Genomic DNA, 25,164 nt, shown 5'->3' with positions numbered 1-25,164 from the left:
CACAACGAATTATACACTCATTTGCATAATTGCTTTATAGGCACAAAAAAACCACCTTCATCCAGGATAAAGGTGGTTCCAGGCTACCCAATCAATTAGTTATCGGTATTCAGGCGACGCTGTAGTTGATCTTTCAGGTTAGGCGGTATGCCTTTAAGAGTCAGTGTATCTGTCTCTGCATCATAAAATACGCGCTCACCCAGCAACATACTATCGAAGTTAATTGAAATACCACCGCCGGAGCCTACAAACTTAGTCAGCTTGCGCATAGCCGTACGATCGGCTGGAAAGCTTTCTTCCAGTTCATAGCCTTGGTTAGAAGCAAACTGATAGAAATCCGTACCGTCTTCTGTGGTTGGCAACTCGCCGGCAAGCTCTTTCACCGCGACTTCATCACCTGCCTGCAATTGGCTATTGCAGTAATCGTAAACCTGCTTACGGTATTGTTGTTTTTCTTCTTTTTCGAGGCGAGAATCGGCGCAATAGTCTTCAACAGCCTGCATCAGAACCTGGTTTTGCTCTTTGACATCCAGCCCGACTTCCGCCTGAAGGAAATCAAGGAAAAAGTCGGCAATCTTGCGACCGACACGGCCTTTAATGAAAGTCAGGTAACGATTTGAGTCTGAATCGGTTTCCCAGGAAGACAGATCAATTCGAGCAACAATATCCATCTTACCGACATCCAGATAATCTGTCGCACTGATATCCAAATGCTCAGTCACCTTCATACTGTGGCAGGTTGGTAACAAACCAATAAATAGATAATCAGTCGCTAACGACTGGTACTCAGCCAGAACAAGGGTACCTGCTTCGGCAAATGGATATTTCGCCAGCTCAGTCTGCAGCTTCTGTGCTGATTGGTTAGAAAATGTAAGGAAATCGAGCTCACCAGATCGAATTTGTTTCAACCAATGACTGAACTCGCTGTCTTCAGAAAAGTGGGCAAAGCCTTTCGCCCCTTTGCTGCTATAGACGCGGTGCAGTTCGGAAACTAGGTCTTCGGTTGACTGATTATTCTCAAGTGTTTGTTTTCTAAGATGAACTTCAAGTTCATCTTGTTCATTTTTAGTCAACTGGTGAAGGATGACGTTAGAAAGCGTAAGACTCATAATGGAAAAGTTTCAGTAAATCTAAAGTGTAGGTTATTATAAGTCGCTTTCTTCAACATTAAACAAGACTTCCTATGCCAATTACTTCAAAATACACCAATAAAAAAGTTGAACAAATCATTGATGATGTGTTCGATGTACTAGAGAAGCATGATGCTTCAGCGGAACTGGCTCTTATGATCGTAGGTAATATCGCTACCAACATCATTAATGCCGACGTTCCAGCATCGCAAAGGAAAGCCATTGCAGAGAAGTTCGCACAGGCTCTGCAATCCTCAATTAAAGAAGATTAAGCTTGTTTTTAAGCGTCGCATATAAGACTGGGAATTACTGACATCTATGGTCACCGGCGGTAACAATTATAAAGACAAAGTATCCCAGCTCATTAGCTGGGGTCACTGGTTCAGCTTTTTCAATATCATCGCAGCCATGCTGTTGGGTACGCGATATATTGTGCATTCTGAATGGCCTGAAACAATACTGGGGCAACTTTATCTCGGATTAAGTTGGGTCGGTCACTTCGGGTTTCTTGTCTTTGGCTTTTACATTCTTATTATCTTTCCGGCCAGCTTCCTGATCCCGTCTCAGCGCTTAATGCGCTTGTTTGCGGTATTAGTTGGTACTATCGGCCTGACAGCACTGCTACTCGATACTCATGCTTATGAGTCTCTGGATCTACACCTGAGCCCACTCGTTTGGGATTTGTTGTTAAGTGGTGAAAGAACGGAGCTAAATGCCCGCTGGCAATACCTGTTTGTTGTCGTCCCGATCATATTCCTCATGCAGTTAATTCTGTCGGAATGGCTGTGGCGCAAGCTCAGGAAGCTAACCCGCAAACATGTCGGGGTACCTATCGCTGCCGTTTTCGGGCTGTGCTTCCTGAGTAGTCATTTGGTTTACATCTGGGCGGATGCTAACTTATATCGCCCGGTTACCGTACAACGCTCTAATTTCCCGCTCTCCTATCCAATGACAGCCAAAACTTTCATGGAAAAGCATGGTTTGTTGGATCGCCAAGAATATACTAAACGTCTTGACGCCCAGGGAATCGAGGAAAGTGAACGTATCCGCTACCCGATGGACACACTCTCGTTCAATGATCCCGGTACCGGACAAAACCTGTTGGTAGTGATGGTCGACAGCCTACGTAGCGATATGGTTAATAATGAAACCATGCCACACTTGGCTGCTTTTGCTCAGCAAAACCTCAACTTCAGTAACCACTACAGTGCCAGCAATGAAAATTCCGGCGGTATTTTCGGCCTGTTTTACGGCTTGCCTGGCGGCTACATCAACAGTGTCCGCTCTGCAGGCTATTCACCTGTTTTACTCGACACCCTGAAGAAACGTGGTTACGAGTTTGGCCTGTTTAGCGGCGATGCATTCGCCACACCTATCTATTCAGAAGCCGTTTTTAAAGATAAACCGTTGCCTGAACAACCAAGCGATACAGACAAGAACAACAGTGATGAGCAGGCAATCGCTGACTGGGCAGCCTGGCTTAGCGAGCAGAAGGCCACGAGCCCATGGTTCGGTTATATTGAGCTAGCTTCCGTTGAAAACTTTGAAGAAGGCGGAGACTATGTTCCGCAGTTCACGCCTTCGCTAGGCAGCACTAACTTAAGTGCTACTGATACAGATACCAAGCTGTTGTTAAAAAATAGCTATCGTAACGCGGCCTATCATACCGATGAGTTGCTGATCACGATTTTCGAGCAGTTAGTCGCCAGTAACAACTTGGAAAATACCATCGTTATTGTTACCTCCAACCACGGTACAGAGTTCAACGAAACCGGTACCAATAGCTGGGGGTCTAGCAGCAACTACAGCAAGTACCAGCTCAAAGTGCCACTGATAATTCACTGGCCGGGCAGTATTCCGGTTGAAACCACACGGGCAACCAGTCATCTTGACGTTGTACCGACATTGATGGAATCGCTGCTAAGCACGACCGCGCCTCCGGCTACCTACAGTAGCGGTATCAGCCTGTTCGAGAAAAACCCCAAACGCCGTTGGGTACTAGCCGGTGACAGCCGAGATATTGTCGTGCTGCAAAAAAACACCACCACGGTGGTCGACAAATATGGCAACTACCGAGTTTATGATCAGAACTATAAGCTCAAAGGCGAAGGGAAGCCCAAGCTTTCAACCCTGATGCAGGTTATGCATGAATTGAAACGCTTCTATCAACCGGAATAACCTTTAATAAGGCAGCCTTCAGGCTGCCTTTTCTTTTGCCTGATAACGGGCAGCATCAGTAAAACTCCGAATTGTCGGCGTAGCATTGCTCAAAACCGTCCGTCCAACCGTTGGCATATTTCTTATCAACAACCATACGTTCCGGATCGCGACGAAAGCCGTCAAGGTGAGTCTGTGCCTCTTCCTTGCGACTGCTACAGCCGTCTTGATAACCATCAAGATAATTTCGAGTAAAACCAAGATCAACCAATCTCTCATGGCGGGTATCGGCACAACTCACAAGTAATACAGCCAAGCCGACAATCCAACCTTCCCTAGCAATGCGAAACATATAACACCACCCGATGACATTGGTGAATATACTCAATACATATCATAAAAAATTAGCTAATCTAGTCAGTCTGCGCTGTCTTACTTTCGATACGTATTCTATTAATAGCAAACTAAACAACACAAAGAGTGAGTGATGAATAAGAATGTACTCATTACCGGTGCGAACCGTGGTATTGGCCTGGCCTTGGTAAACGCTTACCTGACTGATGACTGGCAGGTCTATGCCTGCTGCCGCGAGACCGAACAAGCAGAGGCCCTGAAGCAACTACAAACAACAACCGAATCTTTAACCCTATTGGAACTGGATGTAACGGATCATCAAGCTATTAGCGAATTAAGCCAGGCACTTGCTGAAACTCCGTTTGATTTACTGATTAATAACGCAGGCTACTATGGCCCTAAAGGATACGGTTTCGGTAATACCGATGTTGAAGAATGGAGAAAAGTATTTGAAATAAATACGATCGCACCTTTGAAACTGGCAGAAGCCTTTTATCCGCAACTAAAAGCCGGCAGACCCGGTGTCATTGCCTGCATGTCATCAAAAGTCGGCAGTATGACAGAAAATACCAGCGGAGGCGGCTACATCTACCGCTCATCAAAAGCGGCACTAAACTCAGTGGTAAAGAGCTTGTCCAATGACTTACTCCCCCAGGGAATTATCTCCGTCGCCCTCCACCCCGGATGGGTACAGACCGAGATGGGTGGACCAAATGCCATAATATCTACACCTGAATCTGCGCAAGGGCTTAAAGCCGTAATTGATGCCCTTACCACGGAACAGAGTGGTGGCTTTTATAACTATGATGGTTCACTGATCCCATGGTGATTTCAACCATGACTATTTAATTTAGCTGTCTTGTGTATATTTGGTCCAAGTAAGCTGGAATAAAGCATGCCATTTTGCACAAGATAGCAACCGCCTCTTGTTTTTTATCCTATGGCCTTGCTTCAAATCAAACACTCAGAATGTTCCAGTTATGACCTGATAAACACCAACAGATTTGTACTATCATCAAATATGCACACGAGTGCAAGCCACTAATCGGTGAGTACAATTAACAACGCCGATGAAAAGGTTAAATATCTGGTGATTGTCATGTCATTGCTAGACGACAATGTAGCGCTTGTCTTTTGTTCTGTTTTTTCGGGAGATAATTTATCCAAGGAAAAGAGGATACAATATGAATAGAACAGCAGTAATCCTATTAGTGGTGGCTGCCGCCCTAACAGGCTGCGAAGCAACCACAGCTAATCATCAATACGCGGGGATTGAGTGTCAGCAGTTGGGCTCTGCCGCGTCTCCGGCCACACACGCTGGCTGTACGCCAGTTTGGGGTGCACAAAGCTCAGAGAGTAACTCATCAGCAAAGTAACTTCAGCAAAGTCCTACTGATAACGTAGTAATAACCTCAAGTTGAAAAACTTGAGGTTATTTATATCCTTTATTTGTCCCAATCTAAAGCATGAGAAAATCCATTTTCCAACTAGCTGTAACCGCAAACTCTTGATTGAAGGTGATAATATTTATATCAGGTTAGGCGGGCCAAATGCACTGATAGATAGTCAGCAGTCAGCCGCTGGTTTAAAAAGCGTCACTGGTAACCTTTCGCACGAAAACAGCGGGGGCTTTTACAACTATGATGGCTCAGCAATCGCCTGGTAAAAACAAGTAATCTAACCTAAGCCGACTTTTTCAATCCAGTTAATGTCCGCGCTGAAAAAGCTCAAAACACATAGAGCATAGGTGTGTTTTGAGTCGCAAATTTATAAATGTGCCGTGATTTTCGTATCATTGTGTGGGTTTAATGCATAATTTTCTTTCTGTGATCGATAAAAATACAGGATATCCACATAATTGAATATCGATATGGATGACTGAAGTTGGCTCTAGATGAACAGTTAAAGCAATTTTATCAACGAATCCAGGCACAGTGGGGCAAAGCCCATGGGCTACGTACGGTCTGCGAACTCACTTGCCGAAATCTTTGCGAGAGTTTTGCCGTCAGTCACGCCCAGTTAGTTGTCGCCTATAAATCTCGATGGAAGACCCTGCTTAATATGGATCCTACAGGGATCCACTACCAGTTCCCGCCCGTAGATATCGAGGACAGTAACAGGATCCCTTTCTTCCAAATCAACAAGGCAATCCGCCAGCAGAAGCCTCACTTTACGGCAAATGAAACCGGCATGCGACTTTGGCTACCTCTGGAGCGCCGCTCTCACATCATTGGCTGCCTGATTATTGACTTTCCCGACAAACCGCAGCCTAAGAGCCATGATTTTTCATCCCTAGCCACCTTATTGGCTTCCGAACTGGATGCCTGCCTGCTTAGCGAAAGTATCCAGTTCGAGCACTACGGCCGCCGCTCTGCTGAGCGAGAGCTCGAAATAAGCCAGCATGAACAGCAAGCCCTTAAAGAACAACTTCAGGCGCTGCATGATATTTCTTTTAAGCTGTGGCGTGCCACGTCGATGGACAACATGCTGTTCACTGCCGTAGACGAGGCAAAAAAAGTCTTACATATCGATCGCATGGCGATATTTTTGTTCAAAGATAATTATCAGATGCAGCAGGGAACTTACGGTACTGACATCCACGGCAATACCGTAGACGAGCATTATTTTGAGTCCAAGATCCCTGACCAATGGTTTTCTATCCATACGTTAGTCCAAAAAGAGTATTTGGCGATAAAGGACGGCACCCCGCTCTACCATGATTTGAAGCAGGTGGGCTTTGGCTGGAGCGCCTATATTTCGTTGTGGGATGAAGATACCCCGGTAGGCTGGATTGCCTGTGATAACCTGTTGACCGGTATGCCGCTACATAACTATCACCACCAGCTGCTCAAACAATTTGGCTTTATTGTCTCCCAGCACCTTGTGCGTCGTCAGGCCGAAGAGAATTTACTCCGATTGAACAAAGAGCTGGAACAGCGGGTCGCCGATCGGACCGCAGAGCTAGAAAGGGTTAACAGTAAGCTGGAAAAAATCTCGAAACTTGACCCGCTAACAGGCGTATCTAATCGCCGAGTCTTTGACGAAAGAATTATCGAGGAGTGGCGCCGGGCCGAGCGACATCAATTGCCTATTTCGTTATTGATTATCGATGTTGATCATTTCAAGGCTTATAACGACACCTACGGCCATGCCGCCGGCGACCAGTGCCTTCAGCAGGTTGCCACTACCCTGGAAACATTGGAAAAGCGCGCCGGGGCACTGTTTGCCCGCTATGGCGGTGAAGAGTTCGTCCTTCTCCTGCCAGGGCAAGATAAGCGCGCGGCAAGCTATGCGGCCAAAAGGGCACTACATGCGATTCAGGCGTTGAGACTTCCCCGAACACAGGGGGCTGATAGTGCCCCTGATATAGTGACCGTCAGTGTTGGTGTCAGCACGATTATTCCCTCAGTCCACAGCTCGCCCGCCACATTCTTCAAACAGGCTGATATCGCTTTGTACGAAGCAAAATCTTTAGGCCGAAACAGCTATTTTGAGCTGCCCTAACCCGCCTTCTTACTTGATTTACGTTTCGTTGCAGTTGCAGTGCGGCTACCTGTCTTTGATCCAGTCTTAGCCGCTCCTTTGCTGTAGCGTCGTTTTTTTCCGCCTTTGAAAGGTTCGGGAGATTTCAACTCGCGCAGACTCGGCGGTACCTCGCTGTGCTTGACGTTGTCCATCATCTGCTGGACTTGGCTTTGTAGTGCTTCCATAAATGGCTGATAAGCACATTTCTTCTCGGCCATTTCTTGCAGCTGATGCTCCCAATGGGCTGTCATATCTGGATACGTTGCCGCATCAGGCAGTGCATAGATCAAACCTCGGCCGGCCTCTGTCGCATGAATGCTCTTTCCCTGTCGGGTCAGCAGCTGTCGTTTGAACAAAATATCTAAAATACCGGCACGCGTAGCCTCGGTACCTAAGCCGTCGGTATCTCGCAAGATTTTCTTCAACGATGAATCAGAAACAAATCGCGCGATCCCCGTCATCGCCTGAAGCAGGGTGGCTTCAGTAAACGGCTTGGGCGGCTCGGTCATTTTGTCTTTAATCTCACCATCCCTGCAGGTCAGTACAGTTCCTTTTTCCAATGGCGGTACCTTGTCCGCCAGATCCTGATCCTTGGCCGAGTCATCTCGTCCCAACAGCTCCCGCCAGCCCGTACTCATCAACTGGCGACCTTTCGCAATAAACGTTCCACCAGCAATGGTAAAGACCAGTCTCGCCTCGCTATAAATCGCAGCAGGATAAAACTGCATCAGATACTGACGGGCGATCAGCTGATAGATTTTGCTTTCACTGGCACTTAAGGCGTTACCGCTAACCGATTTTGGGGTCGGAATAATGGCATGGTGGGCGTCGACTTTCTTATCGTTCCAGGCTTTTGATTTTAGCGACATATCAGCACCGCTGACTGCTGAGCTTAGCTCCGTCGCCGTCTTTGCCACGGCCTGACACACATCACCCGCCTGCTTGTAGTGATCCAGCGGTAGATAGCGGCAATCTGAACGAGGGTACGTGATCACCTTGTGCATCTCATATAAAGACTGGCATGTTGCCAGAACATCAGCAGCACTCATACCAAATCGCTTCGCAGCGTCAATCTGTAACGCCGATAGCGAATAGGGCAAAGGAGGTGACTGGCGAGTCTCTTTACGCTCCGATTCGGTCACTTCAGCCGGTTGCCCCTTGATCCTGTTGACCACGTTTTCACACAGCTTTCGATTAAGTATCCGCCCGTCTTCATCCTGCCACGGCTGGCACGCCTCACTGGGTTTCCAGCGAGCCCTGATGACATTATCTTGGTATGGGATCAACGCAAAGAGCTCATAAAATGGCTTGGGTATAAAATTGGCAATTTCATCATCGCGGCGAGTAACCAGCCCAAGTATCGGCGTTTGTACCCGTCCAACCGACAGCACTCCACGATACCCTCCTTTCTGCCCCAGTAAGGTGTAGGCACGGGTCATATTCATACCGTATAGCCAGTCGGCTCTTGAACGTGCCAGTGCCGATACCGACAGCGGTATAAAGTCGCGGTTACTGCGCATCTTGCCCAGCGCACGCTTCACGGCCGCAGGGTTAAGATCGGATATCAACAGGCGCTGCATCTTAGCTTTCTTGGCTGCCGCCAATTTTACATAGTCAATCACTTCATCAACCAACAACTGCCCTTCCCTGTCAGGGTCTCCGGCATGAACGACTTCCGTAGCCTGCTTGGCTAACTTGCGAACAACACTCAGCTGCTGTTTGGCCGATTTTCTGGGTGCAAGCTGCCACTGCTGCGGAATAATCGGCAAATCCATCATATTCCATTTTTTGTATTTTTCATCATAGGCGTCAGGCTCTACCTGCTCGAGCAAATGCCCGATACACCAGGTCACAATATCGCCATTGCCCACTTCAATATAACCATTGTTATTTTTATGGGGACGCGGCAGCACTGCGGCAATCGCACGGCCTAAACTTGGTTTTTCAGCAATATAAAGACGGGTCATGAAGATGGTTCGCTAGTTCTTTTAAGCTGAACTATAAGAAAAAAGGCGAAAGAGGACAAGAAAATACTGGATATAGATACAGGTGGCAGAGGCGAGAGGCGAGATAGATTACTCCACCCGCCACTCGGTTCTAGGTTCTAGGTTCTAGGTTCTAGCATTAGCGGCCAACCATGCTTTCACTTCATCGTATTCACCACTGAATACGATACGGTCGGCTTTCTTGCTCAGCTGATAGGTATACATCGGATCGTAATACTGCTCCAACAACGGCTTGAGCCACCCTTCGTGGCCAGCCAGGCTACCTGTACTCTGCATCACCTGCACGGCTTTTTGCTGAACTTGCAACAGTTCGTCGTAGCGCTGGATACCCAAGCGCTTGCGAATACCGAACATACCGCGTTCAAGATATTCGGCAAATAAAACCCAGCCCTGCTCTTCACCATGAAAAGCGACAAAATCTCGCTGCATACGAACGACATAGTCATCTAACAAACGTACCAGACGAGTCTCAATCGGATCATCGACAACCGCAATTGGAGCCTGTTGCATTGCAGTGTTAATTGCCAACGGCACACTTGCCGAGCCAATCATCTTACCTTCATCTTCCAGTACAAACTGCTGGCAACCTTGATCCAGTTTCTTCAGCATCGATACCGCAAGCACGTTCTCAAAATCTATCTGAGTTCGCTGTTCGCTAACATAACGGCCAAAGGAGGAGCCTCGGTGATTCGCCGCGCCTTCAAGATCAAGGCCGTTTGGCAGCTCATTGACCATGATTGTCTTGCCACTGCCAGTATTGCCGCCCACCAAGGTGATCGGCATCTGCGCAACCTGTTCGATAGTATCAATCAGAAAGCGACGTAGTGCCTTATAACCACCAATAACCTTCGGAAACTCGATTCCTGCTTCTTTCAGCCATTGCTGGGTAATCTGCGAACGCAAGCCACCACGGAAACAGTATAGATAGCCATTTGGGTTCGCCTCGCAGAAGGCCTTCCACTGTGCCACCCGTTCCGCTTTAAGCTCGCCATTAACCAGATCATGGCCAAGGGCTATAGCAGCCTCCTGGCCATGCTCTTTATAACAGGTACCTACGGCTTTACGCTCGCTATCTTGCATCAAGGGGCGGTTATGCGATGTTGGAAAAGCGCCCTGAGCAAACTCAACAGGAGCGCGCATATCCATCAGCGGTATATCATTGACAAATAACTGTCGAAAATCTTCACAATTTGGGCGGGACATTAACAAATCTCAATCAAAGTGGTATCGCCATCGGCTGCGATTAACTCACCAATCGCATTCAATTCAATACCGTGATTTGCAGCAATCGCTTGAACGTCCTGCTCAGCCTCAGGTATTACTGCCAGCAACAAGCCACCAGACGTTTGCGGATCGCACAGCAACGCTTTCTGCTGTTCACTCATCGTTCCAAGGTTTTGGCCATAGCTGTCGAAGTTGCGGCCGGTGCCGCCCGGTACACAACCTTGTGCAATATAGTCGAATACACCAGGCAGGTGCGGCACTTGGTCAAAATTGATTTTTGCTTTTAGCTGGCTACCTTCACAAATTTCGTTCAGATGCCCCATCAAGCCAAAGCCGGTAACATCCGTCATCGCCTTGACACCGGCAATGTTGGCAAAATCTTCACCTGGCTTATTCAGCTTACACATCCAGTCACGTGCCAAGCCTACATGCTCTTCGGCCAACTTGGACTTTTTCTCAGCCGTAGTCAGCACACCAATGCCCAATGGCTTGGTTAGGTATAGCTTACAGCCCGTCTCGGCCTGGTTATTACGCTTCACGCGATCAGTATCGACAATACCAGTTACAGCCAGCCCAAAAATAGGTTCAGGGGCATCAATTGAATGGCCACCAGCCAGCGAAATACCGGCTTCACGACATACTGAACGACCACCTTCAATTACCTGCTGGGCAATTTCAGGCGGTAAAACATTCACCGGCCAGCCTAGGATCGCAATCGCCATAATTGGCTTGCCACCCATCGCATAAATATCACTGATAGCATTCGTGGCGGCAATTCGTCCGAAGTCAAACGGATCGTCGACGATAGGCATAAAGAAGTCAGTCGTACTGATCACTGCACTGCCGTTGCCAAGGTCATAAACGGCAGCATCGTCTTTGCTTTCATTACCCACTAGCAGGTTGGAATCCGCAAATGGGGCAAGTTGAGTTCGGAGAATAGTATCAAGAACTTGAGGAGAAATTTTACAGCCACATCCTGCACCGTGGCTATATTGAGTAAGGCGAACATTTTCCATGACACGCTCCGGAATAACGAGAAGAGCGAGAAATTCTACTCCTGCGGCTAGATCCTGTCACCACTCTGGATCAAAAAGGGGTCACTGAGCGTGCTCAGTAACCCCAATTCTTATGTTATTCAGCTGTTTTAGTTATGGCTTTATACCCAACCGACTTCAATATGCAGGATTCAGAGCATCTTGGCATTAATTAGGTCTAGTGCTTAAAGGTACTCAACAAACTGTGTCAAATCACGCTCAAAGACTTTGGCTTCCCGGCAACCCGGGGTACCAAGATATAGGAAACCGGCGATCAAGTCGTCCCCCTGAACACCCAAGGCTTCACGAACAACCGGATGGTAAGCCCACTTGCCGGTACGCCAATATCCTGAAAAGCCCTGCGCCACAGCTGCCATCTGCATGGCCTGAACAGCACAGCCGGCGGATAAATGTTGCTCTATTACCGGCACCTTATCATGCTCCGTGACTTTCGCTACCACAGTGATCACCATAGGGGCACGATATGGCGCTTTGGCGGCTTTCTCAACCACAGCGGGTTCGGCACCGTCTGCTTTCGCAGCCTCTACCAGAATATCCGCCAGCCTTTGCATTCCTTCACCGTGAGAAACAATAAAACGCCACGGCGTCAATGCTGCATGATCCGGCGCGCGCAGCCCGGCACGAAAAATATTCTCTAATTCTTCCCCCTGTGGAGCAGGCTCCATCAACTTGGGTAACGAACGACGGTTTAGCAATAACGAGAGAGCATCCATAACAACCTCATGATAATAATTATTATTGCTATTACAGTATCATAAATGGCGCTGGTTAAAACCATGGGAGATGTAAGGGGATAGGACCTAAGAACCTAGTTCCTCGATAAAAGCATAAAAAACAAAAGCAAGAGTCAAAAACCCTCGCTTTTAAGCTATTCCAAGTAACCAAGTCCTAGGATCCCGCAACCTATCTGCGCTTCTACAGCTTCGCTGCCAGCTCAACACCTTGACGGATCACACGCTTGGCATCGACCTCGCCTGCGACATCGGCTCCACCGATGACATGAACATTCACATTCATGGCCGAGAGCTTGTCTGATAGCTCTTCGACTGAAGTCTGGCCGGCACACAACACAATATTATCGACATCCAGCAAACGCGGCTGGCCTTCAACCGTAATATGCAAGCCTTGATCATCAATCTTGTCATAGCTAACGCCACTGAGCAGTTCTACACCGCGTTTTTCAAGCACCTTGCGATGGATCCAGCCAGTGGTTCGTCCCGGCCCCTTACCAACTTTACCCGGCTTGCGCTGCATCAACCAAACTTGGCGCTGACTGACATACTCTTCGTGTGGATATAAACCCCCGGCATGTTCAATGGTTTTATCAACCCCCCAGTCTTTCAGCCAGCTATCCAGATCCTGATGATCAGGCTCTGTCAGCATCGTTGATACATCAACACCGATACCACCGGCCCCAATTACCGCCACTTTCTGACCAAGCTGCACTTTATCTCTGATCAGGGTTTGATAGTCGATGACCTTCTCATGTTCGACACCTGAGATCCTCGGTTTACGAGGCTGGACACCTGTCGCAACAATAACTTCATCATAATCCTTTAGTTCGTCTACCTCCACGGCATGACCTAACTTCAGGTTAACCTTGGTCTGTTCCAGGCGACGGGTAAAGTAACGAATCGTCTCCTTGAATTCCTCCTTGCCTGGAATTTGCATTGCTAGATTGAACTGGCCGCCGACATAGTCATTTTTTTCAAATAAGTCGACCTCGAAACCACGTTCAGCTGCTGCAACCGCCGTTGCCATACCGGCAGGCCCTGCCCCGACAATGGCCACACGTCGCTTCGTCGCGGCTGGAGTCAATACCAGCTCAGTCTCATAGCAGGCCTGTGGGTTCACCAAACAGCTTGCTCGCTTGCCAACAAACACATGATCTAAACATGCCTGATTACAACCGATACAAGTATTGATATCGTCAGCCCTGTTTTGCTCCGCCTTGACCACAAAATCTGGATCGGCAAGAAACGGACGGGCCATAGAAACCATATCCGCCTGCTCCGATGCCAGTATATCTTCAGCTACCTGAGGGGTATTAATTCGGTTACAGGTCACCAAGGGAATATTGACTTCGCTCTTAAGCTTTTCAGTCACCCAGGTAAATGCAGCACGAGGTACCTGGGTTGCTATCGTCGGTACCCGGGCTTCATGCCAGCCAATACCGGTATTTAAAATGGTAACACCTGCAGCCTCCAGTTCTTTTGCCAACTGAACGACTTCTTCATGGGTACTGCCCTGTTCCACCAGATCCAGCATTGACAGGCGGAAGACTATAATAAAGTCGCGCCCCACTTTCTTGCGTACGGCTTTAACCAACTCAAGCGGAAAACGCATCCGGTTCTCGTAGCTGCCTCCCCACTCATCATAACGATGGTTGGAACGCTTACAGATAAATTGGTTGATCAGGTAGCCTTCCGAGCCCATCAGCTCAACACCATCATAACCCGCCTCTCTGGCAAGCTCGGAGCTACGGGCAAAAGCATCGATGGTCTTCTTGATCTGACGCGTACTCATTTTACTTGGGGTAAACTTTGATATAGGAGCCCGAATCGCAGAAGCACTCACTGCAAAAGGATGCATCGCATAACGGCCGGCATGCAGTAACTGCAGGGCAATCTTGCCGCCGGCTTCATGAACTGCATCGGTGATCACCCGGTGGGCACGGGCTGCACGGGCCGAACTGAACTCTGCGCTTAGCGGATGTAGCCGACCACGAAAATTAGGTGAAAAGCCACCAGTGACAATCAAGCCGACGCCACCCCGGGCTCGGGCAGCATAAAAGGCAGCAAGTTTCTTGAAGCCGTCTCGCGACTCTTCAAGGCCAGTGTGCATAGATCCCATTAACACACGGTTCCGTAACTGAGTGAAACCAAGATCTAGGGGCGCTAACAAATGAGGGTAAGATTTATCGTCCATGGCTTCCATTCTTTTGTTGTTATGGTCTGACCAGTATATTAACTGCTCAAACTTTTATCAAACACTTGTTTACATTATTACAACATTCACCCATCAATGCTGGATGTCAGGGAGATAATGAATCGGATTGATATTTACTTTCCCCTCCATGCAAATACCGCAATACTCAAAGGTAGAGAGACACTGTAAGCTCGAATTACTACTGTAATTCCTTGTTTACTAAGTTAGGATAGAAATAATATCGATCGCATCACATCAGGAACGTTCATGAAAATGGTCCTCAAAGGAATTGGAAAAATTTTCCAAGCAATCTGGAAGCTGATCAGCTTCACCCGGCAACTGATAGTCAATCTGCTTTTTTTATTGGTTATCGGCCTGCTTTTCTTCACTTTTAACAAAAGTGGCGAACAACCCTCGCTGCCAAAAGAAGCGGCTCTAGTGCTAGATTTATCTGGCCCGATTGTTGAGCAGCGCACCTATGTCAATCCTATCGACAAACTGGCGAGTAATGCCCTGGGCCAACCACCAGCGCAGGAAAATGTCCTGTTCGATATCGTTGACACTATCCGTAGCGCCTCGACGGACAACCGTATCACCGGCCTGGTACTGAACCTTAAAGACATGTCAGAAACCAACCTGACCAAGCTTCGGTATATTGCCAAGGCTATTGAAGAGTTCAAACAAGCCGGCAAGCCGGTTTTCGCGGTAGGTGATAACTACAAACAAAGCCAATACTATCTGTCGAGCTATGCAGACAAAGTCTTCATGTCACCCGATGGCGGGGTTCTGCTCACTGGCTATGGCAGCTACTCGCTGTACTATAAAAGCCTGCTAGAAAAGCTGGATATCAATACTCATGTATTTCGCGTCGGCACCTATAAGTCATTTGTGGAACCTTATACCCGTGACGACATGTCCGCAGAGGCCCGAGAAGCCAATACTGTTTGGCTAAACCAACTCTGGAACGCCTACACAGTAGATGTTGCCGACAACCGCAACATTGATGCAACAGCACTGACTCCCGAACTTAGTAGCTTTGTTGAGCAGCTCAAGGCCGTCAATGGCGACTTTGCCCAACTGAGCAAAAACATGGGATTGGTTGATGAACTGATTAACCGTCCACTGCTTAATCAAAAACTGATAGAACAATTCGGCAGCGACGGTGAAAACGGTTTCAACCAAATCAGCTACTACGATTATCAGCCAACACTGATCAATACCGATCTGCCAAGCCCTAACCAGGTTGCCATTGTTGTTGCCAGCGGTGCCATTGTTGACGGCAATCAGCGCCAAGGCACAGTCGGTGGCGATTCAACGGCAGCTTTACTGCGTGAAGCCCGCCTTGACGATGCTGTGAAAGCAGTCATTTTACGGGTCGACAGCCCTGGCGGGAGTGCCTTTGCCTCTGAAGTGATCCGTAATGAAGTGGATGCCCTGAAGCAGGCAGGCAAGCCCGTTGTCGTGTCGATGTCCAGCCTTGCGGCCTCCGGAGGGTACTGGATTTCCGCCAGCGCCGATAAGATCCTCGCCCAGCCAACAACCATTACCGGCTCCATTGGTATCTTTGCCATTCTGACCACCTTTGAAAAAGGCCTAGAAAAAATGGGGGTTTACAGTGATGGTGTCGGTACAACCCCATTCTCAGGTGTCGGAGTAACGCGTGAGCTGCCCGAGGGCGTGGCCGAAGTCTTCCAGCTCGGTATTGAGCACGGCTATCAGCGCTTTATCGGGCTGGTAAGCCAATACCGAAATATGTCGCTCGCACAGGCTGACAAAATAGCTCAGGGCCGGGTATGGACAGGCCAGGACGCATTGCAGCTCGGTCTTATCGATCAACTCGGTGATTTTGATGATGCCGTTGCAGCAAGCGTAGAACTGGCAAAACTCGATAGCTACGAGCTTCGCTGGATGGAGGAGCCATTAAGCCCAGCTCAGTTGCTGTTGCAAGAATTTGCCTCAGAGGCCAGCAGTAAATTTTCTGCAATGGTATTTGGTCAATTACCAGCAGCACTTCAACCTGTTACACGACAAGTTGTAACAGATTTCACTACACTCAGTAACTTTAACGATCCAAAAGGCCAATATGCCTTTTGCTTAAATTGCAGCAATATTGAAAAGTGAGATCGGCCCGGCAAACGCCGGGCTTTTTTTACTGCGCGTTAACCGTATAATGCGCCCACCTAACCGATAAGTCTGTACCCGATTATGGAAAGAAAACACATTTACATTGCTTACACCGGCGGCACCATTGGTATGCAGAAGTCAGACCATGGTTATGTTCCAGTAGCTGGCTTCATGCAAAAGCAACTGGATAGCATGCCGGAATTCCATCGTCCTGAAATGCCTGAATTTACTATCCACGAGTACGAACCACTTATCGACTCTTCGGATATGACGCCAGCGGATTGGCAGCGCATTGCGGATGATATCAAAGCAAACTACGACAAATATGACGGTTTTGTCATTCTACATGGTACGGACACCATGGCTTATACTGCTTCAGCACTGTCGTTTATGTTTGAAAACTTAGACAAGCCAGTGATTGTGACCGGCTCCCAGATCCCGCTGGCTGAGCTGCGCTCTGATGGCCAAAGCAACCTGTTGAACTCACTTCACATTGCGGCAAACTACCCAATCAATGAAGTGACGGTTTTCTTCAACAACAAGTTGATTCGCGGCAACCGCAGCACCAAAGCACATGCTGATGGCTTTGGCGCTTTCATCTCGCCGAACTTGCCTCCGCTGCTTGAAGCCGGTATCAATATTCAGCTCAACAATGTCGAACTGGACAAAAAGCCTGAAGGTGAATTTAAAGTTCATAACATTACACCGCAGCCAATCGGCGTCATTACGATGTACCCAGGTATTTCGCCTGAAGTTATTCGTAACACATTGCGCCAACCGGTTAACGCAATGATCCTGCTCACTTTCGGCGTCGGTAACGCGCCGCAGAATGCTGATCTTCTGGCTCAGCTGAAAGAAGCGACAGAGCGCGGTGTCATTGTGATGAACCTTACCCAGTGTCTATCCGGTAAAGTTAACATGGGCGGTTACGCGACAGGCTGTGCACTTGCGGATGCCGGTGTACTGAGTGGTTATGACATGACCCCTGAAGCAACACTTGCCAAGCTGCATTACCTGCTAAGCCAAGATCTACCGATTGAGACGATCCGCAGTAAAATGCAACAGAATTTGCGTGGTGAGCTAACGCATTAAGTCTCGCCCTGAAAGCGGGTAACACGACGTTCCGAGAATGCTTTGGGATGTGAGAAAAAGCGAGAGTCAAAGGCTCTTGCTCGAGAATACCGACAAAGCCCTAGTGATTAGGGCTTTGATCTTTTTGAGTATGGCTTTTCCTCTTAGGTTAAGTTGCGTCATTAAACTTCAATAAACGCATACGGTTCACCTTTGGTCGGGATATCACCCAGGCCATGCTTTTCGCTTGCTGCCAGGTGAGCTGGAAGATCACCGGTCAGCTCATAGACCAATAAACTTGCCTTACCTAAATCATCACAGGGAGCAAGTTCCAGGTTACTACAATCCACTCCGGCCAATTGCTCCTGCAAGACTTCCAAGGCAGCATCTGCGGGCGAATAGGTATCCGCGATTCCCTGAAACTCTCCAGAGCCACAAAATACAACATATCTCATGGTTTTCTCCTGAGTAAGGCATGTATATGTCGGTGTAATACCAATCGAGATAAGTAAGTGCTCAGATAATTGCGCAGGAAAGTGATCAAAGACTTATGCTGATTGCTATAACACGGTATTTACTTGGGCTGGGGTACGATCCGGATATATGGCTTAGGTGCCTCCCAGCCATCGGGGAACTTCTCTTTGGCCTCATCGTCTGAAACCGCAGGTACGATAATCACATCCTCCCCCTGCTTCCAGTTCACCGGTGTTGCTACTTTATGCTTCGCCGTTAATTGGATAGAATCCAGCACCCTCAGAACTTCATCAAAATTACGTCCTGTACTCATAGGGTAAGTCAGCATTAGTTTAACAAGCTTATCAGGACCGATAATAAAGACGGAACGAATAGTCGCATTATCAACTGCCGTTCTTTCTTTTGCACTTCCGCTGGCATTCGGATGAATCATATCGTATAGCTTGGCAACCGCTAACTCAGGATCACCAATCAGGGGATAGTTCAGTGCATGTCCCTGGGTTTCCTCAATATCTTTCGCCCACGCATTATGATCATCGACGGAATCTATGCTGAGCCCGATAAGCTTGCAATTGCGATTATCAAATTCGGCCTTGAGCCCGGCCAAATAACCCAACTCTGTGGTACAAACCGGAGTAAAGTCTTTCGGATGGGAAAACAAAATCGCCCAGTCGTCTCCTATCCACTCATGAAAACTGATGGGGCCTTCAGTTGTATTTGCTTGAAAGTCCGGGGCTACATCTCCAATACGTAGTGGCATGATTACGCCTCCATTATCTTCATACTGGCTCGGTGTCTCAGTGAATGAAAATTGCGGAAGACTTAAGAGACACAGCCGTGATTTATCTTGCCGTTTAAATGTAGCTCTCAGGTTTCAGACTTCAAGCTGACTGAACACCAGGCCGCACACTATATCGAGTCCGGGGTCTGCTTTTCCACGGGGCTTAAAACCATAACGCTACTCTTCCCCGCCTCCCGAAACGAAGTGCCTGCGCCTCCTAATCCTTTATATCAGCTACACTTTATAACATTCATCTGTTAACGCCTGTAGCGGAACAGACTTATTAGCCTTCGTCCGAGATAACACTATGGTTCTACACGGTGCATCTATTTCTCCGTTTGTCAGAAAAATCATGCTCGCGCTGTCTTACAAAGGGATTGCCTATGACTTGCAACCGCTCAATCCCTATCTGGAAAAAGAGCTCGCTCAAAAGCGCCATCCGATGGGCAAAATTCCTGTTCTTGAGCATGAGGGGAGTAATATCATCGATTCCACTGTCATCGCCCACTACCTTGATGATATCTGCCCAGTACCTCCGTTATATCCAGGCTCGGCAGCTTCACGTGCCCAAGTTCGCTGGTTAGAGGAATATGCCGACACCCGGCTGACGTCGCTAATTGGCGGCGTACTGTTCTATCAAAAGATCATGCGGGGAAAAATGCTGGATAAAGAGGTCGACCAACAAGCTATTAAGCAATGCCTTGAGCACCATTTACCTCAGGTACTACGTTACATTGAGGAACAAATACCCGACGACGGCTACGTTGCCGGTCACTTTTCAATGGCCGAGATCAGCCTGTGGAGTATTTTTCGTAGCGGGTGGATGGCCGGATTGAGGCTTACCCATTATCCGAAGTTACATGCCTATCTGACTAACATTGAGCAAGAGCCCTGGATTGCTAACCTGATCAGTCAAGAAGATCACGAACTCAGCAGTTTTTACTGCGAACCCATGATCTTCAACAACCATGTCGGCTAAGAGGTTTAATTCAGATATCAGAACTGGTTGTGGTCAAAGCGGGCAATATCGTCTTGAGCGGGTTCTTCAATACCGAAGTCCTGTTTGAATTCGGCTTTGGTTTTAAATTTAATTTCTCCCCCCGCCTCAACCGACATATGCTCGGCATTGGTATTATGGCGAGACTGGTAGAGCATCATCGCTTGCATTGCCGAGTCTCGCTGCTGCTGAGTCAGCGGCGTACCATCAGGCCATTTGCCAATTTCAACGGCAGTTGAGATCCGCTGAAAAACTTCCGGGGTCATTGCATTTAATAATTGTTCGAGATCCATTTGCAGGCTTCCTGTCCGGTCTTGGGAGCATCATCAGTGTATTCTGATAAGCTCGATACAAGCATAGAGGTGGCAGTAATACCAATTTCGCTCTTAGACGCCAACTGGCCGTTGTTTTTTTGCTCCTTGGATCACAATGCGAAAAAATACTAAGCCTTTGGCTGTTTTTCTATCAACATCAGTTAAGATAGCTTTACATCAGTCGCTAAGCTTCTATTAACTACTCTAAGTTATCAATTACCCTGTATGAGCATTGCCCGTAGATCATCAACATTAATAAAAATATCACTGGCAGCAGCAACTCTTGCGCTGCTCAGTGGGTGTTTCGAGCGCCATCGCTCCACAGATAGCTTGTGTGAGAAATACCCTGAGATCTGTAAGGATACCAACTTAAATGATGGACAATGCCGCCTTCAGCGCACCAACCTCATCTGGCAGCGATACGATGTGTTGAAAAATCCGGTTGATAATGAGAAATATAAAGAACTGAAGTTCACTTATGATTATCAGAAATGCTTAGAGTATGCAGCGCGGATAGAGCCAACAGAACTCAAAGAACGAAAAACACTACGGAATCATGCTCTGCTAAAAAGCTACGCCTCAATTCAGCGGCTCAATGAAGAACTTCGCCAGTCCAAAGATCCTGAGATCATCTATTACCGCTGGAGCCAAGGCGACAAAAAAGCGCTACGACAGTTTTTGATGCTCGAAGGTACTCCAGCACTAGAGACTCCCGATCTGCAACTCGCCCTAGCAACCTTCTATACCTATAAAGATAAAGAAAAGACAATCCGGCTTCTTAAGCATGCTTTAGAACTGTATGAAAGAGGACAGAAGATAAAGCCAGAAATAATCCAATCTCTGGCGACACTATCTCATCAAACGGAATCGAACCAAAATGCTTATTTTTGGGCTAAAGTAGGCACTGAACTGGAAACCTCAGTCGCCAGTCAAGATAAGCTAATCAGCTTTTACCCGATGCCTGAAGAACAACGCGAGAAGTTAGATGAAAAAGCCGAAGAAGTCGCAACAGCTATTCAGCGCGGGAAATTCAGGGCAAGTATGGTCAACTAACCTGAGGTATTGCCCCCTCTCCCCCCCAAAATGAGACAAGCTTCTAAATCAGGGCTGAGCATGCACGCTCGGCTTTAGCTATTCACTCTCTGTTTTCGGATTGAAAGATCAAAGAAACCGAATTCACGCAGTAACGATCCCCTGTCGTTTTCGGCCCATCAGGAAAAACATGGCCAAGGTGACTGTCACAGTTAGCACAGCGGATCTCCACCCGCTTCATACCATGACTGTTATCTTCAAGGTAACGGATCGCATCAGCATTGATTGGCGCATCAAAGCTCGGCCACCCGCACCCGGAGTCATATTTATTGTCTGATTGAAACAATGGTTGTTTACAACAGGTGCATTGATAGACCCCGGTTTCACGGTTATGGAGCAAAACACCAGAAAACGGAGGCTCTGTTCCTCGTTCGCGGCAAACACGATATTGCTCTGCAGTTAAACTCTCCCGCCAATAAGCATCTGATTTTACTGACATCATCCATCCTATTCGTTTTAATTTCCAGCTTAACCAACAAATATAGTTGCCAATTAACCGAACTGTAGCACATACTTTCTGCTCGAAAGGATTTTACATGTACTCAGCTCATTTAAGCATATTTTAGTTGAACTGAGTGTGGATATTAAAAGTTAACAACGGCAATGGTGACAATTCATACAGGGTTTGTATAAATTTGCGTCGTTGTAGTAGGAATGTAAAAAAAATCCGAACTTTTTTTTGACCTTACGCAATTTAAGTTCGTTTTTTGCTTGCAGGGTCACTAAGTATTCTGTAATTTTACTACCAGTTATCTTTCATTAGAAATTAAGTTGTGGAGCAACTGTAATGACTATCAAAGTAGGTATTAACGGTTTTGGCCGTATTGGACGTTTTGTTTTCCGTGCTTCTGTAGAGCGTAACGACATCGAAGTTGTTGGTATCAACGACCTTATCGACGTTGAATACATGGCGTACATGCTAAAATACGATTCAACTCACGGTCGTTTCAACGGTACTGTTGAAGTTGAAGGCGGTAACCTAATCGTTAACGGTAAAACAGTTCGCGTAACTGCAGAGCGCAACCCTGAAGACCTTAAGTGGGGCGAAATCGGTGTTGACGTTGTTGCTGAAGCAACTGGTATCTTCCTAACAGACGAGACTGCTCGTAAGCACATCACTGCTGGTGCGAAGAAAGTTGTTCTAACAGGTCCTTCTAAAGACGCTACTCCAATGATCGTTATGGGTGTTAACCAAGACACTTACGCGGGTCAGGATATCGTTTCTAACGCGTCTTGTACTACTAACTGCCTAGCGCCAATCGCTAAAGTTCTTAACGACAAGTTCGGTATCGAATCTGGTCTTATGACTACAGTTCACGCTACTACTGCTACTCAGAAGACTGTTGATGGTCCTTCTGCTAAAGACTGGCGTGGTGGTCGTGGTGCTTCTCAGAACATCATCCCATCTTCAACTGGTGCTGCTAAAGCTGTAGGCGTTGTTCTTCCAGAACTAAACGGCAAGCTTACTGGTATGGCTTTCCGCGTACCAACTGCTAACGTTTCTGTTGTTGACCTAACAGTTAACCTAAAAACTGGCGCATCTTACGAAGCTATCTGTGCAGCAATGAAAGAAGCTTCTGAAGGCGAGCTGAAAGGTGTTCTAGGTTACACTGAAGATGCAGTAGTTTCTCAAGACTTCATCGGTGAAGTTCAGACTTCTGTATTCGATGCTAAAGCTGGTATCGCGCTAACTGATAACTTCGTTAAAGTTGTATCTTGGTACGACAACGAAATCGGTTACTCAAACAAAGTTCTAGACCTAATCGCTCACATCTCTAAGTAATGTAAGCTTTTAGCTAGAATGATAAAAGGCGGCTTAATGGCCGCCTTTTTTGTATGTGTGATTTAGGGAGACTGGATCCTAGTTCCTAGATAAAAGCGTGAAACATGAGGATAAAAAAGAAGCAGTGATAGTCAATGGCTTCCACTATTGTTTTACCTTTACAGGGTAAAGCCACTTTTCCCTGGGCCTTGAACCTGCTCTTCCCAGAAACCAGAAACCAGAAACCAGAAACCAGAAACCAGCTTCAACTAAAGTCACAAATTTAACAAATATATTTTAATTTTTACGGATAATTTTTAAATAAAAATAAGTTTTTATCTAATTGGTGCTTCCTTTCAAATAGCTTAGAAACCAATCAAATGAGAATTTACTGATTAAATACTGTAAGGAATGAGAATTTGATGGATTTACGTAACCTTTCAACAATTTCTGTTCTATCTGATGCTGTTACTATCTGCGAGTTTCAGGGCATCAAAATTGTACGCGTTATTCACGATACAGCTGAAGCAGGTATTTCTCTACACGGTGGTCATCTTGTCTGGTATAAGCCGGCTGGAGAGAAAGACATCATCTGGCTGAGCGAGAAGGCTGAGTTCGCGACCACGAAAGCTATCCGCGGCGGTATCCCGGTATGCTGGCCTTGGTTTGGCAAAGCAGGAACCCCTTCACACGGTTTTGCCCGTACTAGTGAATGGGCGCTGCAAGAACACCGCGAAAATGAAAATGGTGTAATTGTCGCCCTGGAGCTGGAAGACAGCGAAGCAAGCCGCACTATCTGGCCGCATAAATTCCACAACCAAATCATCTTTGAAATTGGTGCAGAGCTCAAAGTCCACCTGACTTCGACAAATACTGACGCTCATCCATGGTCTTTCAGCGGTGCCCTCCACACCTATTTCGATATTGCTGATATTCAGGCGGTTGAAATCACCGGCATGGGCGACACGTATCAGGATAGCACGCAGGCTGGTAAAGTCTGTGAGGGAGGGGATATCCTCACCTTTGCAGCAGAAACTGATCGTGTGTATACAGCGCCAGCAAACCCTGTTGTGATTCACGACAAACCCAATGAGCGCCAAATCCAGGTGAACAACCAAGGCCATAACGCTGCTGTCATTTGGAATCCATGGCAAGAACTGTCAATCAGTATGGGAGACATGGCTGACAATAGTTATGAAACCATGGTGTGTGTCGAGTCAACAATCCACGGTGATGGTGTAGAGCTCTCTCCTGGTGAATCCCACACCTTAAGCACGCTGATCTCAGTAAAAAGATGATCTAAATAAAAACTGCCGTCCAACTGGCGGCAGTTTTCATATCCCAACAACCTTGGCCATCACCTCAGCATCAACACCCTATTAAGCCATCATCTGTGAGTTGGCTTCTATCAACACCCAACCGTTTCCATCGGGATCGGCAAAAGTGGCAAAACGCCCCCCGATAATGGTCACAATCTCAGACAAAGGGACTCCCCTATTACTCAATTCGCTGTGCGTCGAGTGAATATCATCCGTTTGCACCACCAGCCCCTGCACAGATCCTGCTTCCATACCGCCAAACGGTATCACCAGGCTGATCGTTGTTTCAGCCCCCTTAGGCGCCAGTTGAATCCAGCGTTTATGGTTGTCGGCATGATGATCACGAATCAGCTCAAACCCCAGAGCATCCCGGTAAAATGACAATGCCAAGCTTTGGTCAGAAACCGGTATTGAAACCGTATCAACACGTGAAATACCCATCAAACAAGCTCTCCCCTAATGCCTCTACAGTTCTAGCTTAAGTCAGGGGTGTTGATTTCGCTCACAAAAAAAGCACCTATCGCATTAATTTGACACTCAAGCCGATATTTCCATAGCATCAAACACTGAAAAAGCACGAACATATCACTCACTCCACCCGCCCCTAAAAAAGACATCTTAAGCTAAAGAAAGTGCTTTTACTTCGACTTTAACTTGATGAAATCCTTTTCACTCAGTCGATAAGACTACCCCTGCAATAATATGACTAATTAATGACTTATTATTTTTTCAAGCCGTTCGCATCACAATCCAGCAACAAAACTGTGCGCTTTTTTTAAAAAAACCCTCTTGCACAACGTAATTTATAGGAGGATAGTAAGAATATGTTTAAAAAACATTCAGCTCGCAGG

At 47.2% G+C, this 25,164-nt stretch carries 23 protein-coding genes; 11 read left to right on the top strand and 12 right to left on the bottom strand.

Annotated elements, in window-relative coordinates; translation table 11 throughout:
• Positions 1–95: 95 nt before the first annotated feature.
• Positions 96–1,109 (bottom strand): nucleoid-associated protein YejK, encoded by a 1,014-nt coding sequence (gene yejK / locus MD588_RS05915; RefSeq protein ID WP_265696041.1) that lies wholly within the window; start codon positions 1,107–1,109, stop codon positions 96–98.
• 74 nt (positions 1,110–1,183) lie between these two features.
• Here yejK and MD588_RS05910 point away from each other — a divergent pair, with 74 nt between their 5' ends.
• Both MD588_RS05910 and MD588_RS05905 read left to right on the top strand, forming a co-directional pair.
• Entirely contained in the window at positions 1,184–1,402 is a 219-nt protein-coding gene (locus tag MD588_RS05910; RefSeq protein WP_265696040.1) for a YejL family protein, read from the top strand.
• Positions 1,403–1,448: 46 nt separating this feature from the next.
• Positions 1,449–3,308 (top strand): DUF3413 domain-containing protein, encoded by a 1,860-nt coding sequence (locus MD588_RS05905; RefSeq protein ID WP_265696039.1) that lies wholly within the window; start codon positions 1,449–1,451, stop codon positions 3,306–3,308.
• Positions 3,309–3,363: 55 nt separating this feature from the next.
• Here MD588_RS05905 and MD588_RS05900 read toward each other — a convergent pair whose 3' ends face one another.
• Positions 3,364–3,639 carry a hypothetical protein gene (locus tag MD588_RS05900; protein ID WP_265696038.1) on the bottom strand — a complete coding sequence of 92 codons (276 nt, stop codon included), beginning with the start codon at positions 3,637–3,639 and terminating at the stop codon, positions 3,364–3,366.
• Between the two features lie 135 nt (positions 3,640–3,774).
• Between MD588_RS05900 and MD588_RS05895 the strand changes: the two genes are divergently transcribed.
• From MD588_RS05895 to MD588_RS05885, 3 genes are all read left to right on the top strand, one after another.
• Positions 3,775–4,470, top strand: coding sequence for an SDR family oxidoreductase (locus MD588_RS05895; protein WP_265696037.1), 696 nt, complete (start codon positions 3,775–3,777; stop codon positions 4,468–4,470).
• Between the two features lie 355 nt (positions 4,471–4,825).
• Positions 4,826–5,017: a hypothetical protein gene (locus MD588_RS05890; RefSeq protein WP_265696036.1), complete on the top strand. Its 192-nt coding sequence runs from the start codon at positions 4,826–4,828 to the stop codon at positions 5,015–5,017.
• A 508-nt stretch (positions 5,018–5,525) separates the two neighbouring features.
• Positions 5,526–7,145, top strand: a complete 1,620-nt coding sequence (locus MD588_RS05885; RefSeq protein WP_265696035.1) for a sensor domain-containing diguanylate cyclase — start codon at positions 5,526–5,528, stop codon at positions 7,143–7,145.
• Here the strand turns inward: MD588_RS05885 and MD588_RS05880 are convergent.
• The 5 genes from MD588_RS05880 to MD588_RS05860 form a co-directional block, all read right to left on the bottom strand.
• Complete coding sequence (locus MD588_RS05880) at positions 7,142–9,133, bottom strand: DNA topoisomerase III (RefSeq protein ID WP_265696034.1); 1,992 nt, start codon at positions 9,131–9,133, stop codon at positions 7,142–7,144. The genes MD588_RS05885 and MD588_RS05880 overlap by 4 nt on opposite strands.
• Before the next feature lie 144 nt (positions 9,134–9,277).
• The gene (gene mnmH / locus MD588_RS05875) at positions 9,278–10,375 is read right to left on the bottom strand and encodes a tRNA 2-selenouridine(34) synthase MnmH (protein ID WP_265696033.1); all 1,098 of its coding nucleotides are present in this window, start codon (positions 10,373–10,375) and stop codon (positions 9,278–9,280) included.
• Positions 10,375–11,412 carry a selenide, water dikinase SelD gene (selD, locus tag MD588_RS05870; RefSeq protein WP_265696032.1) on the bottom strand — a complete coding sequence of 346 codons (1,038 nt, stop codon included), beginning with the start codon at positions 11,410–11,412 and terminating at the stop codon, positions 10,375–10,377. The genes mnmH and selD overlap by 1 nt, the downstream gene beginning before the upstream one ends.
• Positions 11,413–11,615: 203 nt before the next feature.
• Entirely contained in the window at positions 11,616–12,164 is a 549-nt protein-coding gene (locus MD588_RS05865; protein ID WP_265696031.1) for an NAD(P)H nitroreductase, read from the bottom strand.
• A gap of 202 nt (positions 12,165–12,366) precedes the next feature.
• Entirely contained in the window at positions 12,367–14,379 is a 2,013-nt protein-coding gene (locus tag MD588_RS05860) for an oxidoreductase (protein WP_265696030.1), read from the bottom strand.
• Positions 14,380–14,646: 267 nt separating this feature from the next.
• Between MD588_RS05860 and sppA the strand changes: the two genes are divergently transcribed.
• The gene (gene sppA, locus MD588_RS05855; protein ID WP_265696027.1) at positions 14,647–16,500 is read left to right on the top strand and encodes a signal peptide peptidase SppA; all 1,854 of its coding nucleotides are present in this window, start codon (positions 14,647–14,649) and stop codon (positions 16,498–16,500) included.
• A gap of 84 nt (positions 16,501–16,584) precedes the next feature.
• The gene (gene ansA, locus MD588_RS05850) at positions 16,585–17,595 is read left to right on the top strand and encodes an asparaginase (RefSeq protein ID WP_265696025.1); all 1,011 of its coding nucleotides are present in this window, start codon (positions 16,585–16,587) and stop codon (positions 17,593–17,595) included.
• A gap of 161 nt (positions 17,596–17,756) precedes the next feature.
• On the opposite strand, the gene MD588_RS05845 is transcribed toward ansA, so the two are convergent.
• Both MD588_RS05845 and MD588_RS05840 read right to left on the bottom strand, forming a co-directional pair.
• Positions 17,757–18,029 carry a hypothetical protein gene (locus MD588_RS05845; protein WP_265696023.1) on the bottom strand — a complete coding sequence of 91 codons (273 nt, stop codon included), beginning with the start codon at positions 18,027–18,029 and terminating at the stop codon, positions 17,757–17,759.
• 119 nt (positions 18,030–18,148) lie between these two features.
• Positions 18,149–18,808, bottom strand: coding sequence for a peroxiredoxin (locus tag MD588_RS05840; RefSeq protein WP_265696021.1), 660 nt, complete (start codon positions 18,806–18,808; stop codon positions 18,149–18,151).
• A gap of 328 nt (positions 18,809–19,136) precedes the next feature.
• Here MD588_RS05840 and MD588_RS05835 point away from each other — a divergent pair, with 328 nt between their 5' ends.
• A complete protein-coding gene (locus tag MD588_RS05835; protein ID WP_265696020.1) occupies positions 19,137–19,808 on the top strand; it encodes a glutathione S-transferase family protein in 672 nt (223 codons plus the stop codon).
• Between the two features lie 17 nt (positions 19,809–19,825).
• Here MD588_RS05835 and MD588_RS05830 read toward each other — a convergent pair whose 3' ends face one another.
• Positions 19,826–20,119 carry a YeaC family protein gene (locus MD588_RS05830; RefSeq protein WP_265696018.1) on the bottom strand — a complete coding sequence of 98 codons (294 nt, stop codon included), beginning with the start codon at positions 20,117–20,119 and terminating at the stop codon, positions 19,826–19,828.
• A 246-nt stretch (positions 20,120–20,365) separates the two neighbouring features.
• Here MD588_RS05830 and MD588_RS05825 point away from each other — a divergent pair, with 246 nt between their 5' ends.
• Complete coding sequence (locus tag MD588_RS05825) at positions 20,366–21,193, top strand: DUF2989 domain-containing protein (RefSeq protein WP_265696016.1); 828 nt, start codon at positions 20,366–20,368, stop codon at positions 21,191–21,193.
• Positions 21,194–21,275: 82 nt separating this feature from the next.
• Here MD588_RS05825 and msrB read toward each other — a convergent pair whose 3' ends face one another.
• Positions 21,276–21,671: a peptide-methionine (R)-S-oxide reductase MsrB gene (gene msrB / locus MD588_RS05820; RefSeq protein ID WP_265696015.1), complete on the bottom strand. Its 396-nt coding sequence runs from the start codon at positions 21,669–21,671 to the stop codon at positions 21,276–21,278.
• Positions 21,672–22,019: 348 nt separating this feature from the next.
• Here msrB and gap point away from each other — a divergent pair, with 348 nt between their 5' ends.
• Positions 22,020–23,015: a type I glyceraldehyde-3-phosphate dehydrogenase gene (gene gap, locus MD588_RS05815; protein ID WP_265696014.1), complete on the top strand. Its 996-nt coding sequence runs from the start codon at positions 22,020–22,022 to the stop codon at positions 23,013–23,015.
• Between the two features lie 401 nt (positions 23,016–23,416).
• Positions 23,417–24,292 carry a D-hexose-6-phosphate mutarotase gene (locus MD588_RS05810; protein WP_265696012.1) on the top strand — a complete coding sequence of 292 codons (876 nt, stop codon included), beginning with the start codon at positions 23,417–23,419 and terminating at the stop codon, positions 24,290–24,292.
• Positions 24,293–24,373: 81 nt separating this feature from the next.
• On the opposite strand, the gene MD588_RS05805 is transcribed toward MD588_RS05810, so the two are convergent.
• A complete protein-coding gene (locus MD588_RS05805) occupies positions 24,374–24,754 on the bottom strand; it encodes a VOC family protein (RefSeq protein ID WP_265696010.1) in 381 nt (126 codons plus the stop codon).
• Positions 24,755–25,164 lie beyond the last annotated feature (410 nt).

Source organism: Photobacterium obscurum (assembly GCF_026191635.1).
Taxonomy (GTDB): Bacteria; Pseudomonadota; Gammaproteobacteria; order Enterobacterales; family Vibrionaceae; genus Photobacterium; species Photobacterium obscurum.
Note: the sequence above shows the minus strand (reverse complement) of the source record. Positions and strands in the feature narration are given on the sequence as shown.